General features: G+C 72.5%; 15 protein-coding genes. 12 read left to right on the top strand and 3 right to left on the bottom strand.

Translation table 11 applies throughout. The features are described 5' to 3' along the window. Both BU52_RS24600 and BU52_RS24595 read right to left on the bottom strand, forming a co-directional pair. Positions 1 to 557, bottom strand: a 557-nt coding sequence (locus tag BU52_RS24600; RefSeq protein ID WP_200881273.1) for a TerD family protein, incomplete at its 3' end; no start/stop codon positions are given. A gap of 314 nt (positions 558 to 871) precedes the next feature. After that, the gene (locus BU52_RS24595; protein WP_037938086.1) at positions 872 to 1681 is read right to left on the bottom strand and encodes an NAD-dependent epimerase/dehydratase family protein; all 810 of its coding nucleotides are present in this window, start codon (positions 1679 to 1681) and stop codon (positions 872 to 874) included. Between the two features lie 241 nt (positions 1682 to 1922). Here BU52_RS24595 and BU52_RS24590 point away from each other — a divergent pair, with 241 nt between their 5' ends. Continuing rightward, entirely contained in the window at positions 1923 to 2864 is a 942-nt protein-coding gene (locus BU52_RS24590; protein WP_037938084.1) for a 5-dehydro-4-deoxyglucarate dehydratase, read from the top strand. Then, positions 2861 to 4024, top strand: coding sequence for a hypothetical protein (locus BU52_RS24585; protein ID WP_037938082.1), 1164 nt, complete (start codon positions 2861 to 2863; stop codon positions 4022 to 4024). Before BU52_RS24590 ends, BU52_RS24585 begins: the two co-directional genes overlap by 4 nt. Here BU52_RS24585 and BU52_RS24580 read toward each other — a convergent pair. After that, positions 3961 to 5196: an MFS transporter gene (locus BU52_RS24580; protein WP_037938079.1), complete on the bottom strand. Its 1236-nt coding sequence runs from the start codon at positions 5194 to 5196 to the stop codon at positions 3961 to 3963. The genes BU52_RS24585 and BU52_RS24580 overlap by 64 nt on opposite strands. A gap of 132 nt (positions 5197 to 5328) precedes the next feature. Between BU52_RS24580 and BU52_RS24575 the strand changes: the two genes are divergently transcribed. From BU52_RS24575 to BU52_RS24530, 10 genes are all read left to right on the top strand, one after another. Further along, on the top strand, positions 5329 to 5922 hold the full coding sequence (locus BU52_RS24575) for a TIGR03086 family metal-binding protein (RefSeq protein ID WP_037938077.1): 594 nt from the start codon (positions 5329 to 5331) through the stop codon (positions 5920 to 5922). A 330-nt stretch (positions 5923 to 6252) separates the two neighbouring features. Next, positions 6253 to 6933 (top strand): GntR family transcriptional regulator, encoded by a 681-nt coding sequence (locus tag BU52_RS24570; protein ID WP_037938075.1) that lies wholly within the window; start codon positions 6253 to 6255, stop codon positions 6931 to 6933. After that, positions 6930 to 7838, top strand: coding sequence for a dihydrodipicolinate synthase family protein (locus tag BU52_RS24565; protein ID WP_037938074.1), 909 nt, complete (start codon positions 6930 to 6932; stop codon positions 7836 to 7838). Before BU52_RS24570 ends, BU52_RS24565 begins: the two co-directional genes overlap by 4 nt. Next, positions 7835 to 9556, top strand: coding sequence for an L-arabinonate dehydratase (gene araD / locus BU52_RS24560; protein WP_037938073.1), 1722 nt, complete (start codon positions 7835 to 7837; stop codon positions 9554 to 9556). The genes BU52_RS24565 and araD overlap by 4 nt, the downstream gene beginning before the upstream one ends. Positions 9557 to 9654: 98 nt before the next feature. Beyond that, a complete protein-coding gene (locus tag BU52_RS24555; protein ID WP_037938072.1) occupies positions 9655 to 10587 on the top strand; it encodes a carbohydrate ABC transporter permease in 933 nt (310 codons plus the stop codon). Continuing rightward, a complete protein-coding gene (locus BU52_RS24550; RefSeq protein WP_037938071.1) occupies positions 10584 to 11480 on the top strand; it encodes a carbohydrate ABC transporter permease in 897 nt (298 codons plus the stop codon). Before BU52_RS24555 ends, BU52_RS24550 begins: the two co-directional genes overlap by 4 nt. After that, positions 11477 to 12643: a Gfo/Idh/MocA family protein gene (locus tag BU52_RS24545; RefSeq protein WP_037938070.1), complete on the top strand. Its 1167-nt coding sequence runs from the start codon at positions 11477 to 11479 to the stop codon at positions 12641 to 12643. Before BU52_RS24550 ends, BU52_RS24545 begins: the two co-directional genes overlap by 4 nt. Continuing rightward, the gene (locus BU52_RS24540; RefSeq protein ID WP_037938068.1) at positions 12640 to 13485 is read left to right on the top strand and encodes a DUF6807 domain-containing protein; all 846 of its coding nucleotides are present in this window, start codon (positions 12640 to 12642) and stop codon (positions 13483 to 13485) included. The genes BU52_RS24545 and BU52_RS24540 overlap by 4 nt, the downstream gene beginning before the upstream one ends. After that, the gene (locus tag BU52_RS24535) at positions 13482 to 15020 is read left to right on the top strand and encodes a glycoside hydrolase family 43 protein (RefSeq protein ID WP_037938065.1); all 1539 of its coding nucleotides are present in this window, start codon (positions 13482 to 13484) and stop codon (positions 15018 to 15020) included. The genes BU52_RS24540 and BU52_RS24535 overlap by 4 nt, the downstream gene beginning before the upstream one ends. After that, the gene (locus tag BU52_RS24530) at positions 15017 to 16375 is read left to right on the top strand and encodes an ABC transporter substrate-binding protein (protein ID WP_037938064.1); all 1359 of its coding nucleotides are present in this window, start codon (positions 15017 to 15019) and stop codon (positions 16373 to 16375) included. Before BU52_RS24535 ends, BU52_RS24530 begins: the two co-directional genes overlap by 4 nt. Positions 16376 to 16456: the final 81 nt, after the last annotated feature.

The raw sequence follows: 16456 nt of genomic DNA, 5'->3' as shown, positions 1-16456 counted from the left end.
ATCGGCGGGGCGGGCGGGGCGGCCGGCGGCGCGGGCGGGGTCACGGGCTGGGCGGGGGCGGCCGGTTCCTCGACCGTGACGCCGAAGTCCGTGGCGATGCCGGCCAGACCGTTGGCGTATCCCTGGCCGACGGCGCGGGCCTTCCAGACGCCGTTGCGGAGGTAGATCTCCATGATCACCAGTGCCGTCTCGCTGCCGAGGCGCGGGGGCGTGAAGGTGGCCAGGACGGCGTTGTCGTCCGCGTTGCGGAGGGTGGCCGTCGGTTCGATGCCCTGGAAGGTCTGGCCGGCGGCGTCGGGGCTCGCGGTGACGACGATCTTCTCGATGCCGGGGGGTACGGCCGTGGTGTCGACCGTGATGGCGTCGGGGGTGGTGCCGCCGCCGGAGCGGTAGGTCACGCCGGGGCCGGCGGGTTGGTTGTAGAAGATGAAGTCGTCGTCGGAGCGCACCTTGCCGTCGGCGGTGAGCAGCAGGCCCGATACGTCTAGCCGCACGGGTGCGGCGACGTCCACCGTCACTCGGGCGGTGGGGAGAGGGATGTTCGAGCCGGGGGTCATAGCTGTCATGCCGGGTGAACGAGCGGGGGCGATTTACCGTTCCCTTACCTGGTCCGACCGGGGGTGGGCGGGACCCGGAGGGTGTCTCGCCCGGCGGGGGCGAGGAGAACTCTCATGGGACCACCACGATCTTGCGGCCCACGCCCGCCGCGGCTTGGTCCAGGGCCTGGGGTCCGCCCACGTAGTGCGGCAGTCCGTTCGGTAGGCCGTACTCAGCAGGGTGTCCCCGATGCGGCGGCGGGCGGGCCCGTTCGGTGCCCGCCCGCCGCCGGATGCGGTCCTTTCGCGCCGCCCGGCGCGGATGTGCTCCTCCGTCAGTACGGCCACCGGGGCGGGTCGGTGACGAAGTGGCCGCCCAGGCAGGCGTGCGCCGGGTTGTCCGGGTCCAGCTCGCCCTGCTCGGCGATGAGCTTCTCGGCGTACGGCTCGGAGTCGTCCTGCGGGTCGTAGCCGAGCGCCCGCGCGGAGCCGAGGTCCCACCACAGGCGGGTGTTCGCGGAGGAGCCGTGGACGACGGTGTGGCCGACGTTCTCGGCGGTCAGGGCGGCGTGGAAGAGGCGGGCGCCGTCGGCGGGGCTCATCCACACCGAGAGCATGCGCACGCTTGTCGGCTCGGGGAAGCAGGAGCCGATGCGCACGGAGACGGTCTCCAGGCCGTGCTTGTCCCAGTAGAGCTGGGCGAGGTCCTCGCCGAAGCACTTGGACAGGCCGTAGAAGGTGTCGGGGCGGCGCGGGGTGTCGACCGGGATGAGGGGGTCGTCGCCCCGCGGGCGCGGGGTGCAGCCGACGGCGTGGTTGGAGGAGGCGAAGACGACGCGTCCGACGCCCTCCTGGCGCGCCGCCTCGTAGAGGTTGTAGGTGCCCTCGATGTTGGCCCTGAGGATCTTGTCGAAGGAGGCTTCCAGGGAGATGCCCGCGAGGTGGATGATCGCGTCGACGCCGCGGACCGCCTCGCGCACGGCGTCCTTGTCGGCGAGATCCGCGACGATCGCCTCCGGCACGCCGTCGACGGGGCGCAGGTCGAGCAGGCGCAGCGCGTAGCCGTGGTCCGGCAGCAGTCCCCGCATCAGGGTGCCGAGGCCGCCGGCGGCGCCGGTGAGCAGAACGGTGCGGGGAGTGGGCATCCTCGGGTCTCCTTGCGGCGCCGGCCGTCGCGCACCTACATACGCGCACGGCATTCATATGCGTGGACACGCTAAGGAGAGGGGGCCTGGCGCGTCAAGTGTCCCCCATGCTCCCCGCGGTGCGTACGACTCCGTCGGTGTGGGCGGGGTGAGCCGCTTGACCGGCCTCCCTGAGGGAGCTTAGCGTGGGAGTCGTTCAGAGGTGTGGACAGCAATCAAGAATATGGACCAGGGAGAGCTTGTGACGCCAGCCCCTCTCGCCGCCCGACTCGACGCCCCCAGCGGGCCGCTGTTCTTCCCGGTCACCGCGTACGGGCCCGACGGCGCCGTCGCTCTCGACACCTACCGGCTCCATGTCCGCCGGGGGGTCGAGGCCGGGGCCGCCGCGGTGTTCGCCTGCTGCGGCACCGGTGAGTTCCACGCGCTGACGCCCGAGGAGTTCGACGCCTGCGTCCGGGCCGCCGTGGAGGCGGCGGAGGGCCGCGTCCCGGTCGTCGCCGGCGTCGGGTACGGCACCGCGCTGGCGGTCCGCTACGCGCACCTCGCCGGGAGCGCCGGGGCCGACGGACTGCTCGCCATGCCCCCGTACCTGGTCAGGGCGGGACAGGAAGGGCTGGTGCGGCACTACCGCGAGGTGGCCGCGGCGACCGGGCTGCCCGTGATCGTCTACCAGCGCGACAACGCGGTCCTCACGCCCGGCGCCGTCGTCGAACTGGCCCGCACCGACGGGATCATCGGCCTCAAGGACGGCCAGGGCGACCTCGACCTGATGCAGCGGACCGTCAGCGCCGTGCGCGCGGAGGGGCCCGGGGACTTCCTCTACTTCAACGGGCTGCCCACCGCCGAACTCACCCAGCCCGCCTACCGGGGCCTCGGCATCACCCTCTACTCCTCCGCGGTGTTCTGCTTCGCGCCCGAGATCGCCGTCGCCTGCCACACCGCCTTCCGCACCGGCGACGAGGCCACCGCGAACCGCCTGATCGACGGCTTCTACCGGCCGTTCGCCGACCTGCGGGCCAAGGGCCCCGGCTACGCCGTCTCCCTCGTCAAGGCCGGCGTGCGGATGCGCGGCCTCGACGTGGGGGAGGTGCGGCCCCCGCTGCACGAACCCGCCGGAGATCATGTCAAGCAGCTCGCTCGGCTGATCGAGCGGGGACACGCACTGCTCGAGGAGGGCATGTGAAGGCGTCGGCGTTCGTCTACCCCTGGGACGTCAACGGGGACCCGGAGGCACCCGCGCGGATCGCCGCGCTCGGCACGGCACAGGTGACGCTCGCCTCCGCCTACCACTCCACCCGCGCGCTGACCCCCCGTCACCCGCGCCACCGCGTCGTCACGGCCGGGTACGCGGCCGTGCTCTACCCGCCGGGGGAGCGCTGGTCCGGCCGGACCCCGCGTCCCCACGCGGCCGGCGACTGGGCGCCCGGCGACGCCTTCGGCGAGGCCGCGGCGGCACTCGCGGGCGCGGGTCTCCAGGTGCACACCTGGGTGGTCCTCGCGCACAACTCCCGCCTCGGGGCGGAACACCCGGACACCTCGGTGGTCAACGCCTACGGCGACCGCTACCCCTGGGCGCCGTGCATCGCCCAGCCCGCCACGCGCGCCTACCTGACCGACCTGGCCGCCGAGGCGGCGGTGCGTCCCGGGGCGCGCGGTACCGAGCTGGAGTCCCTCGGCTGGTACGGGCTGGCCCACCTGCACGCCCACGACAAGACCGCCGGGGTCGGCCTCGGCGACGCCGGGCAGTACCTGATGTCCCTGTGCTTCTGCCCGGCCTGCCGCGACGGCTACGGCGCCCGAGGCCTGGACGCCGACGCGCTCGCCGCCGCCGTACGGGCCGCACTGGAACCGGTGTGGCGGGGGGCGCCCTCCGACGGGGCCTGGCCGGGCGTCGAGAAGCTTCTCGGCGGGACGGCGGCGAACGCCACGCGCGCGTGGCGCGACGAAACCGCCCGCACGCTCCAGGAAACGGCGGTCGAGGCCGTGCGGCGGGCCGCGCCCCCGGGTTTCCAGGTGCTGCTGCACGCGGACCCGGTGTCCTACCACTGCGGGGCCAACGCCGGCGTCGACCCCGCGCACATCCTGTCCGTCGCCGACGGCGTGGTCGTGCCCTGCACCGGAGGTGCCGGCCTGCTGACCCCGTTCGCCCGGGAGGCCCGCCCGGACACCGTGCTCGCCGCCAACTTCACCGTGGTCTCCGGCATGGGCGGCAGCCCCGCCGCACTCGCGGCCGACGTGTCCGGGGCCCGCCGCCTGGGGGCGACGGAACTGCGGCTGTATCACGCCGGGCTGGCGTCGGACGGCGACCTGGAAGCGGTGCGCTCGGCGCTCGCGGGCCTCTGAAGCAGCGCCGCGGCCACCGCCGCCAGGACGGCCCCGAGCACGGCCAGCAGCAGCCGGTGGTCCAGGAGCTCGACGAGGGCCGCACCCGCCGCCAGGCCCACCACGTTCGGGGCGAACACCAGCGCGTTGGCCGTGGCGGTGACCCGGCCCAGCAGCGCCGGCGGGGTCTCCTGCTGCACGGCGGTCAGCGTGGTGATCAGGACGGCCGGCAGGCCCGCGCCGATCGCCGCGCTGCACCCCCACGCCAGGGCGTCGTGCGGCACCGCCCGCAGGGCCACCGCGACGGACAGGACGGCGACGCCGTACGCCGCGAAGCGCCGGGCGCCGAGGCGGCGCAGGGCCGGCCCGGAGAGCAGACCGACCACCACCGACCCCGCGCCCTGGACGGCGTACAGCACACCGGCGTAGGCGGGGGAGTGACCGAGGTCCTCGACCACGGCGTAGAGCAGTGCCCCGCTGAGACCCGCGCACAGCATCGTCGCGCCGCCCGCCGCCACCAGCGGACGCAGCAGGGGATGCGCCCGCAGGTGGCGGGCGCCCTCGGCCGTCCGCTCCCGGCGGCCGCCCCGCGGCGGCGCCGGCCGTTCCTCCCGGACGCGCAGCAGCGCGTACACCACCGTGGCCAGCAGGAAGGTGACCGCGTCCAGGACGGCGACGCCCGCCCCGCCGCAGGCCGCGTAGAGACCCGCCCCCGCCGGCGGGGCCAGCAGCTTCACGCCCTCGCCCGCGGTCATGCGCAGTCCGTTGAAGTCGCCGAGCAGGGAGCGGTCCACGGCGGTGGCGATCAGCGCCGACTCGGCCGCGTCGTTCACCACGCCCGCCGCGCCGTACACGAGCAGCACCGCGTACAGCAGCCACAGGCCGTGCGGCGAGTCGACGGCGCAGAGAGTGAGCAGGAGCAGCGCCATCACCGGGCTCGTGCCGATCAGCAGGGGTCTGCGCCGGACCCGGTCGGCGAGGGTGCCCAGCAGCGGACCGGCCAGGGTCGGCGCCCACATCGCCAGCATGCACAGGGCCGCCAGGCCGTCCGAGCCGGTGAGGTCCTTGACCCACACGCCCGCGACCAGCCACAGCGCGGAGGTGCCGAACCCGGAGACCACCACCGCGGTGAGGCAGAGCCCGGCGTTGCGGTCCCGCAGTACGCGGGACACCGTCCATGTCGACTTCGTCATACCCGGTCATCCTGGAACTGAGGACGGGCCGTGCGGATCGGGCGGATGCCTTAAGGAGCGGACGGCCCGGCGATGAGTTCCGGTGCCCGCATCGGTCAACCTCCCAGGAAAACCCTCAGGAGGAGGAGCCCGATGACCGACACCCCTGTCGACCTGGGACCACAGACCCGGATCGTGACGCGTCTCGCCGAGGGCGTCACCGAGGCGCAGCTGGCGCACGGGACGCCCTGCCCGCGGTACGCCGTGCGCCATCTGCTCGGCCACGTCCTCGGACTGGCCGTCGCCTTCCGCGACGCCGGCCGCAAGGAACTGGGCGTGACCACCGACACCGGCCCGGACGCCGCCCTGCCGGACATCGGTCCCGGCTGGCGTGAGGATCTGCCCAAGGTGCTCGGCGAACTCGCCGAGGTCTGGCGGGACCCGGCGGCCTGGACCGGCATGACCCGGGCCGGGGGCGTGGACCTGCCGGGCGAAGTGGCCGGTGCCGTCCTCACCGACGAACTCGTGATCCACGCCTGGGACCTGGCCCGCGCGACCGGTCAGCCGTACACGCCCGATCCCGCGGCGCTGGAGAGCGCGCACGCCTTCCTGTTCGCCGCCGCCGAGCAGGACGACCGGGGTGGCGGCATCTTCGGGCCCGTCGTTCCCGTTCCGCCCGGCGCCCCGCTGCTGGACCGGGCGATCGGCCTCAGCGGCCGGGACCCGGGCTGGACACGCCCCGTGTGACGTTCGCGGAATCGCACGGGCATACGGCTCTCGCCGGGCCGGGGCATCGTGGAGAGCGCCCACGGTGCCCCGGCCGTCGTGTTCCCCGGCGGCCGGCACGGGCCGCCGTCGCGACAGCGAACGGCGCCATCTGAGCCGCACACCCCTGAAGAGGCCACCGCCGGTCCGGGGACGCCACGTAGGGCAACGGCACGTTTCCTTGTCGGAGGCATTGACGAAACCCCGGGCCGCTCCTACGGTCATCCGCGTCGTACTTCGTACGTCATATATGAGACGCGATACGCGAGATCCGATACGCGAGATCCGATTCGCGAGATCCGAGAGGCGCGCATGACCTCTGTGCCCACGCCGATCCCCTCCCGCACGCAGTACGTGCTGGAGGAGATCAAACGCCGCATCCTCACCGGCCGGTTCACACCGGGCCAGGCCCTGGTCGAGACCGACCTCGCCGCACAGTTCGGGGTGTCCAAGACCCCGGTGCGGGAGGCGCTCAAGACCCTGGCCGGCACCGGTCTGGTCGTGATGAGCCAGTACAAGGGCGTCACGGTGCGCATGGTCGACGCGGACATGGCGCGGGAGGTCTACGACGTGCGCCTGCTCCTCGAGCCCGAGGCGCTGGGGCGCGCCGTGCGCCGCGGAGCCTCCCTCGACGCCGCACGCGACGCGCTGACCCGCGCCGACGAGGCCACCGACACCGCCGAACGGTCGCTCGCCAACCGCGAGTTCCACCGCGCCCTCTACCTGCCGTGCGGCAACCCGCTGCTCGGCAGGATGCTCGACGAGGTCCGTGACCAGGCGGCCCTGGTGTCCGCCGTCGCCTGGGCCGCCGACCCCTCTTGGGAACGGGAGGCCCGCGAGCACCGGGAGATCCTGCGGCTCGCCCTCGACGGGGACGCGGACGGCGCGGCGCGCGCCCTGCACGCGCACATCGCGTCGTTCGTGCGACGGGCCTTCCCCGAAGCGGAGTTCGAAGCGGCCCCGGCGGCCCGGAACGAGGACGGTCAGGCATGACGACGACGTTCGAGACCCAGCGGGCGGCCCTGGCCGACGTGGTGGCGATCCCGGTGACCCCGTTCGCCGAGGACGGCTCCGTCGACCCGGAGACCTACCGGGCCCTGCTGCGACGTCTCCTCGACGGCGGCGTCACGACCCTCACCCCCAACGGCAACACCGGTGAGTTCTACGCCCTGACCCCGAAGGAGCGCCGCCTGGTCACCGAGCTGACCGTCGAGGAGGCCGGTGACCGCTCGGTGATCCTCGTCGGAGTGGGCCACGACGTGCCCACCGCCGTCGACTCCGCGCGGCATGCGCGGGACCTGGGCGCGCAGATGGTGATGGTGCACCAGCCGGTCCACCCCTACGTCTCCCAGAGCGGCTGGGTCGACTACCACCGCGCCATCGCCGAGGCCGTCCCCGACCTGGGCGTCGTCCCCTACATCCGCAACGCGCAGCTCACCGGGGCCCGCCTCGCCGAACTCGCCGACACCTGCCCCAACGTCATCGGCGTGAAGTACGCCGTGCCGGACGCGGCGAAGTTCGCCGCCTTCGCCCGGGACGCGGGACTCGAACGGTTCGTGTGGGTCGCGGGGCTCGCCGAACCGTACGCCCCCTCCTACTTCTCGGTCGGCGCCACCGGCTTCACCTCAGGGCTGGTCAACGTCGCCCCCTCCGTCTCGCTGAACATGATCGAGGCGCTGCGCTCCGGCGACTACCCGACCGCCATGAAGGTGTGGGAGCAGATCCGCCGCTTCGAGGAGATGCGCGCCGCCAACGGCTCCGCCAACAACGTCACCGTCGTCAAGGAGGCCCTCGCCTCCCTCGGCCTGTGCCGCCGCGAGGTCCGCCCGCCGAGCAGGCCGCTGCCGGAGAGCGAGCGCGCCGAGGTGGCCGCCATCGCCGCGGAGTGGTCGATATGAAGTCCCCCGAGCGGCTCCGCAGCCACCAGTGGTACGGCACCGACGGCCTGCGCTCCTTCAGCCACCGCGCCCGGACCCGCCAGCTCGGCTACCTGCCCGAGGAGCACCTGGGCAAGCCCGTCATCGCGATCCTCAACACCTGGTCCGACATCAACCCCTGCCACGTCCACCTGCGCGACCGCGCGCAGGCCGTGAAGCGGGGGGTGTGGCAGGCGGGCGGATTCCCCCTCGAGTTCCCGGTCTCCACCCTCAGCGAGACCTTCCAGAAGCCGACCCCCATGCTCTACCGCAACCTCCTCGCCATGGAGACCGAGGAGCTGCTGCGGTCGTACCCGGTCGACGGCGCCGTGCTGATGGGCGGCTGCGACAAGTCCACGCCCGCCCTGCTGATGGGCGCCGCCAGCGCCGACCTGCCCACCGTCTTCGTGCCCGCCGGGCCCATGCTGCCCGGCCACTGGCGTGGCGAGACCCTGGGCTCCGGCACCGACATGTGGAAGTACTGGGACGACAAGCGGGCCGGCGTCATCGGTGACTGCGAGATGCAGGAGCTGGAGAGCGGCCTGGCCCGTTCGCCCGGCCACTGCATGACGATGGGCACGGCGTCCACGCTGACCGCCGCCGCCGAGACCCTCGGCGTCACCGTTCCGGGCGCCTCCAGCATCCCGGCCGTCGACTCCGGGCACGACCGGATGGCCGCGAAGGCGGGCATGACGATCGTCGACCTGGTCCACCGGGACCGGAAGCTGAGTGACATCCTCACCGCGGACGCCTTCGAGGACGCGGTCACGACGGTCCTCGGACTCGGCGGCTCCACCAACGCCGTCATCCACCTGATCGCCATGGCCGGCCGGGCCGGCGTCACGCTCACACTCGACGACTTCGACCGCATCGCCCGCACCGTCCCGGTGCTGGCCAACGTCCGTCCCGGCGGACAGACGTACCTGATGGAGGACTTCCACTTCGCGGGCGGACTGCCCGGGTTCCTCTCCCGGATACCCGACCTGCTCCACCTCGACAGGCCCACCGTCTGTCACGACACCCTGCGCGAGCAGATCGCCGGTGCGCGGGTGCACGACGACGACGTCATCCGGCCCCGCGGCAACCCGGTCGCGGACGAGGGCGGCCTCGCCGTACTGCGCGGCAACCTCTGCCCGGACGGCGCCGTCATCAAGCACATCTCCGCCGAGCGGCACCTGCTGCGGCACACCGGTCCCGCCGTCGTCTTCGACGACTACCGGCAGATGCAGCGGACGATCAACGACCCGGAGCTCGGCATCACCGCGGACAGCGTGCTGGTGCTGCGCAACGCCGGCCCCAAGGGCGGCCCGGGCATGCCCGAGTACGGGATGCTGCCCCTGCCCGACCACCTGCTCAAGCAGGGGGTGCGGGACATGGTCCGGATCTCCGACGCGCGGATGAGCGGGACGAGTTACGGCGCCTGCGTCCTGCACATCGCCCCCGAGTCGTACGTCGGCGGACCGCTGGCCCTGGTGCGCACCGGGGACCCGATCACGCTCGACGTCGAGAACCGCACGCTCCGGCTAGAGGTCGACGACGAGGAACTCCAGCGCCGCAGGGAGCGGTGGACGCCGCCGCCCGCACGGTACGAGCGCGGTTACGGCGCGCTCTACAACGACCAGATCACCCAGGCCGACACCGGCTGCGACTTCAAGTTCCTCGCCCGCCCGGGCACCGTCCAGGACCCCTACGCGGGCTGACCCGCCCGTCCGGGGCGGATCCCGCACACCTACGAAGAAAGCGCTTCCCCCGGCTCACGCACCACACAGCACGACGTACCGAGAAACGGAGAACAGTCATGGCCCAAGCCGCTGCCGTGGCGAAACCGCCCAGGCCACCCCGGCGGCGCCGTGCCTCCGCCACGCCCCGCAGGCTCCCCTACCTGCTGATCGCACCGGCCGCCCTGCTCATGCTGGGCTTCATCGCCTACCCGGTCCTCAGCGTCTTCTACTACAGCCTGCAGGAGTACAACCCCACCAAGCCGTGGCGCAACGGCTTCGCGGGCTTCGACAACTTCACCCACATCTTCACCGAGGACCCGCTGTTCCGGGACACCCTCGTCTTCAGCGCCAAGTGGGTCGTCGTCGAGGTCGGACTGCAGCTGATGTTCGGCCTGGCCCTCGCCCTCATCGTCAACCAGACCTTCGTCGGCCGCGCCCTGGGCCGCGCCCTCGTCTTCTCGCCGTGGGCCGTCTCCGGCGTGTTGACCTCCGCGATCTGGGTGCTCCTCTACAACTCCCAGACGGGCGTCACCCGTTACCTCGCGGACATGGGCATCGGCGACTACGGCGTCAGCTGGCTGTCGGACACCTCCACCGTCTTCCCGGCGGCGGTCGTCGCCGACCTGTGGCGCGGTGTCCCCTTCTTCGCGATCCTCATCCTCGCCGACCTCCAGTCCGTCTCCAAGGACCTCTACGAGGCCGCCGAGGTCGACGGGGCAAGCCGCTTCAAGCAGTTCCTGCACATCACGCTGCCGCACCTGAAGGACGCCATCATCCTGTCCACGCTGCTGCGCGCGGTGTGGGAGTTCAACAACGTCGACCTGCTCTACACGCTGACCGGTGGCGGACCCGCGGGCGCGACCACGACCCTGCCGCTGTACATCGCCAACACCTCGGTGGAATCCCATGACTTCGGCTACGCGTCGGCCCTCACGACGGTCGCGTTCGTGATCCTGCTCTTCTGCTCGACGGTCTACCTGCGGCTGAGCAAGTTCGGAGGCGAGAAGTGATCACCAAGGAGGCCGTCGTGGCCGCCCCCGCCCCCGCGGCCGCCGTCCCCGAGCCGCCACGGCCGGCGACGAAGCGCCGGGCCTGGGACGAGGCACCCCGCTGGCAGATCTACCTGCCGCTGGGCGTCTACCTAGTCTTCACCCTCGTCCCCTTCTACTGGATCCTGCTCTTCGCGCTGCGCCCGGCCGGCTCCACCTCGCTGGTGCCCTGGCCGGTGACCTCCGTCCACTTCGAGAAGGTCTGGACGGACCGCAGCTTCGGCACCTTCTTCCACAACAGCGTGCTGGTCGGCGTCGCCACCCTGATCATGACGACGCTGGTCGCGCTGGCCGGCGGCTACGCGCTCGCCCGGTTCGACTTCAAGGTCAAGCGGGCGTTCATGCTGGCCCTGCTCTGCTCCCAGTTCGTGCCCGGCGCGCTGCTCCTGGTCCCGCTGTTCGAGATCTTCGCCGAACTGCAGATGATCAACTCCCTCGGCAGCGTCATCATCGCCGAGACCGTCTTCCAGCTGCCGCTGTCGATGATCCTCATCAGCAACTTCATCAAGAACGTGCCGTACTCCCTGGAGGAGGCCGCCTGGGTCGACGGCTGCAACCGGTTCAGGGCCTTCCGGGTGGTCGTCCTGCCGCTGCTGCGGCCCGGTCTGATCGCCGTCGGCTCCTTCGCCTTCGTCCACTCGTGGAACCACTTCCTGTTCGCCCTGATGTTCCTCAACAACCAGGAGAAGCAGACCATCCCGGTCGGCCTCAACACGTTGATGAGCGCGGACAGCGTCGACCTCGGCGCACTCGCCGCGGGCGGCATCATCGCGGCCGTCCCCGTGGTGATCGTGTTCGCCTTCATCCAGAAGTGGCTGATCACCGGGTTCAGCGCGGGGGCGGTGAAGGGATGACGTCCGGCGTACCCGTTCCCGTCGTCCTCGCCGGCGCCCGCGGCCACGGCCGCCGGCACGTCGAGAACATCCGCCGGCTCCAGGAGAAGGGGGGCGTACGGCTCGTCGGCATCTGTGAACTCACCCCACTCACCGAGGACGAGTTCGGCGGTGAACTCCCGGAGCAGTCCGCCGACCTCGGCGCGCTGCTCGACTCCACCGGTGCCCGGGTCGCGGTGATCTGCACCCCGATCCCCACCCACACCGACCTCGCCCTCGCGGCGGCCGCACGGGGCGTGCACCTCCTGCTGGAGAAGCCGCCGGCCCCGTCGTACGCCGAGTTCCGCCGGATGGCCGACGGGGTCGCCGCGGCCGGGGTCGCCTGCCAGATCGGCTTCCAGTCGCTGGGTTCGCACGCCGTCCCCGCGATCCGCGAACTGGTCGCCCAGGGCGCCGTCGGCCGGGTGGTGGGCATCGGCGCGGCCGGCGCCTGGGTGCGGCCCGAGGCGTACTTCCGGCGGTCGCCCTGGGCGGGCCGGCGCCGGCTCGACGGCGTCGACGTGATCGACGGGGCGCTGACCAACCCGCTCGCCCACGCCGTCGCCACCGCCCTCGCCCTCGATGACAGCACCCGCGCCGAGGACGTCGCCGGCATCGAGACCGAGCTGCTGCGCGCCAACGACATCGAGTCCGACGACACCTCCTGCGTACGGATCACCACCGCGCGGGGAGGCTCCGTCACCGTCGCCGTGACGCTGTGTGCCGAGCGGGCGGACGAGCCGTACGTCATGGTGCACGGCACCAGCGGCCGTATCACCCTCTGGTACAAGCAGGACCGCGTCCTGCTCCAGCGCGCGGACCACGGTCCCGAGGAGGTGCGCCACGACCGCACCGACCTGCTGGAGAACCTCGTCGCGCACCTCACCGACGGCACGCCGCTGCTCGTCCCCCCGGACGCGACCGGCGCCTTCATGCAGGTCGTCGAGGCGATCCGCCGGGCCCCCGACCCGGTCCCGCTGCCCACAGGCGCCTGGCACCGCGTACCCGGCGAGGACCGCCGGGTGGTGCCCGGCATCGACGCCCTGGTCGCGGCCGCCGCCGACACCCTGTCCCTCTACTCCGAGCTGGGCGCCCCCTGGGCACTGCCCGCCCACCACCTGCCGAAAGAGGTGAGCACCCGATGACCGGCAACGACTGTGCGGTGCTGCGCGTCGCGGGCCGGCCCGTCGGCCGGTACGTCACCCGGCCCGGACTGCCCGCCCGGCTGTCCCCGCGGCCACACCTGCACCCCGTCACCACCCTGGCCGGCACGGCGGTCACCGAGCTGAGCCCCGCCGACCACGCCCACCACCTCGGCGTCGGTGTCGCCGTTCCCGACGTCGAGGGGTTCAACTTCTGGGGCGGACGCACCTACGTCCGCGACCGGGGCCCGACCGAGCTGGACAACCACGGCTCCCAGCGGCACACCTCCTACCAGCTGCGCGACCCCGACGGATTCGTCGAGGAGCTGCGCTGGATCGCCGCGCCGGGCGAGCTGCTGCGCGAGCGCCGCACGGTCGCCGCCACCGCGCTCACCGGCACCGCCTGGGCGCTGGACCTCACCTTCTCCCTCACCAACATCACGCCGGGTCCGCTCTCCCTGGGCAGCCCCGCCACCAACGGCCGCCCCGGCGCCGCCTACGGCGGCTTCTTCTGGCGGGCCCGCAAGGAGGAGGCGGTCCCGGACGTCTTCACCGCCGGCACCGAGGGAGAGAACGAGGTCCACGGCCACACCGCCGACTGGCTGGCGCTCGCCGGATCCACCTGGACCCTGGTCTTCGCCGGGGCGACCGAACAGACCAGGCGCGACCCCTGGTTCGTCCGCACCGCCGAGTACCCGGGCGTCGGCTCGTCCCTCGCGCACGAGGCCCGGCTGCCGGTCCCGCCCGGCGGGACCGTGGTCCGCCGGATCGTCACCGTGGTCGCCGACGGCCGCCTCGGCCGGGACGAGGCGGCCGCCCTGGTCCGCAGGGCGGTGAGCCCATGAGCGCCGGGCGGGTGGACCTCACCTACCGCAACCCGGTGCTGGACGCCGACTGGTCCGACCCGGACGTGATCCGCGTCGGCGACGACTTCTACCTGACCGCCTCCAGCTTCGGCCGTGTCCCCGGGCTTCCCCTGCTGCACTCCCGCGACCTGGTCAACTGGACCCTCGTCGGCCACGCACTCGAACGGCTGGAACCCGAGGCCGAGTTCACCGTGCCGCGGCACGACTGCGGGGTCTGGGCCCCAGCCCTGCGCCACCACGACGACCGCTTCTGGATCTTCTGGGGCGATCCCGACCAGGGCATCTTCCAGGTCAACGCCCCCGGGATCCGCGGCCCCTGGACCCGGCCGCACCTGGTGAAGGCCGGCAAGGGCCTGATCGACCCCTGCCCCCTGTGGGACGACGAGACCGGCGAGGCGTACCTCGTGCACGCCTGGGCCAAGTCCCGCTCCGGCGTCAAGAACCGTCTCACCGGCCACCGGATGCACCCGCACGGCACCGAACTCCTCGACGAGGGCGAGGTGATCGTCGACGCCGACCGCATCCCCGGCTGGTTCACCCTGGAGGGGCCCAAGCTCTACCGGCACGACGGCTGGTTCTGGATCCTCGCCCCCGCCGGGGGAGTGGAGACCGGCTGGCAGGGCGCCTTCCGCTCCCGCGCGTTCTTCGGGCCGTACGAGGAGAAGGTGGTCCTGGAGCAGCAGGACACCGACGTCAACGGGCCCCACCAGGGCGGCTGGGTGCGCACCCCCTCCGGTGAGGACTGGTTCCTGCACTTCCAGCAGCGCGGCGCGTACGGCCGCGTCGTGCACCTCCAGCCGATGAGCTGGGACTCGGGAGGCTGGCCGGTGATCGGGGACCACGGCGCCCCCGTCGCCGAGCACCGCCGCCCGGACCTGCCCGCGCAGCCGCCCGCCGCGCCCGCCGCCGACGACGACTTCCCCGGCGGACGTCACGGCCGCCAGTGGCAGTGGACCGCCAACCCCAGGGACGGCTGGGCCACCCAGCACTCCGCCGACGGTCTGCGGCTGACCTGCGTCCGTTCCGCCGGCGCGCACGACCTGCGCACCCTGCCCAACGTCCTCACCCAGCGGCTGCCCGGCACCCCGTGCGCCGTCGAGGTGGGGCTCCGTCTCGACAGCGAGGAACCCGGCGCACGCGCCGGCCTCGTGGTCCTCGGGGACGCCTACCGCTGGATCGGGCTCCAGCGCGGCACGGACGGCACGGTGCACCTGGTGCACCGGTTCGCCGAGACCGTCGCCGAGAGGGAGCGGGAGGCCGACCACCCACGGCCCGCCCCGGATGGCCGGGCGCGGCTGCGCGTCGACATCGGTGCGGGTGCGCGCTGCCGCTTCTCGTACGACACCGGGGAGGGGTTCCGCGCCTCCGGTCACGTCTTCGCCGCCACGCCCTGGCGCTGGGTCGGTGCCCTGCTCGGCCTGGTCGCCCTGGCGCCCTCCGGTCAGGGACACGCCGGCACCGCCACGTTCACGCAGTTCAGGATCAGTACCCGGAAGAAGAGAGCCGACCAATGAAGATCAGCATTCTCGGAAACAGCACCGGCAGAGGCCGCCGCACCTCGGCTGCCGTCGCCCTGGGGGCCGTGCTCGCCCTGACCGCCACCGCCTGCGGCGACGGCGGCAGCGGCGCGGGCGACGGCGGCGAGGGCAGCGGCAAGGGCGAGATCATCTTCTGGGACAACAACGGCGGTGTCCGCACCGACATCTGGAAGGAGATCATCGCCGACTTCGAGAAGGCGAACCCGGACATCGACGTCCAGTACGTCGGCATCGCCTCCACCGAGTACCAGTCCAAGGTCGACACCGCCATCCAGGGCGGCGGCCTGCCGGACGTCGGCGGCGTCGGCGCGGCGATGCTCGCGGGCTTCGCGGCGCAGGGCGCGCTCGACCCGCTGGACGACCGGCTGGACGGGTCGTCACTGAACGGCAAGCTCAACAAGGACATGGTCGAGTCGCTGCGGGCGGCCGGCGGCGGCGACGACAAGCTGTACTCCGTCCCGACCTCGGCCAACAACGGCGTCCTGTACTACCGCACCGACCTGTTCGAGAAGGCGGGCCTGGAGGAGCCGACCACCTGGGACCGGTTCTTCGAGGCCGCTCAGAAGCTCACCGACAAGGGCGCCAACAAGTTCGGCTACACCATCCGCGGCGGCGCCGGCTCCATCGCCCAGGCCCTGGACGCGATGTACGGCCAGTCCGGCATCACCTCGTTCTGGGACTCCACCGGCAAGAAGACCACGGTCGACGACCCGAAGAACGTCAAGGCCCTGGAGGAGTACGCGGCCCTGTTCAAGAAGGTCACCCCCGCCGCCGACCTCAACAACGACTTCACCAAGATGGTCGCGCAGTGGGACTCCGGCGAGATCGGGATGCTGAACCACAACCTCGGTTCGTACCAGGACCATGTGAAGGCCCTCGGCGCCGACACGTTCCGGGGCATCCCGCAGCCCACCGGGCCCGGCGGCAAGCGGGTCCAGGTCTCCAACCCGGTCGACGGCCTCGGTCTGTTCAAGAGCTCCAAGAACAAGGAGGCCGCCTGGAAGTTCATCGAGTTCGCCGCGTCGGCGCAGTCCAACTCGAAGTTCAACGAGTCGGCCGGGCAGGTGCCGGCGCACCTGGACGCGGCCAAGGCCGAGTGGATCGCGAAGGCGGAGCCCACGAAGCTGGCCGCGGACGCGCTGACCGACGGGTCCACGACCATCGTGCAGCTGCCGTACTACCTGCCGGACTGGAACACGATCTCCAAGGCGGAGAACGAGCCGAACTTCCAGAAGGTGCTGCTGGGCGACATGAGCGCGAAGGACTTCCTGGACGGCCTGGCCGGGCAGCTGAACGAGGCGCAGGCCGAGTGGGACGAACAGATGGGCTGATCGGAACGGATTCGCCGTGGGGCGGCCTGTGGGGCATCGGGCCGCGGGCCGTCCGACGCGATCAGTACCTGCGGCTCCCGC

Origin of the sequence: Streptomyces toyocaensis, from assembly GCF_000725125.1 — a bacterium.
In the GTDB taxonomy this organism is placed as follows: Bacteria; Actinomycetota; Actinomycetes; order Streptomycetales; family Streptomycetaceae; genus Streptomyces; species Streptomyces toyocaensis.
Note: the sequence above shows the minus strand (reverse complement) of the source record. Positions and strands in the feature narration are given on the sequence as shown.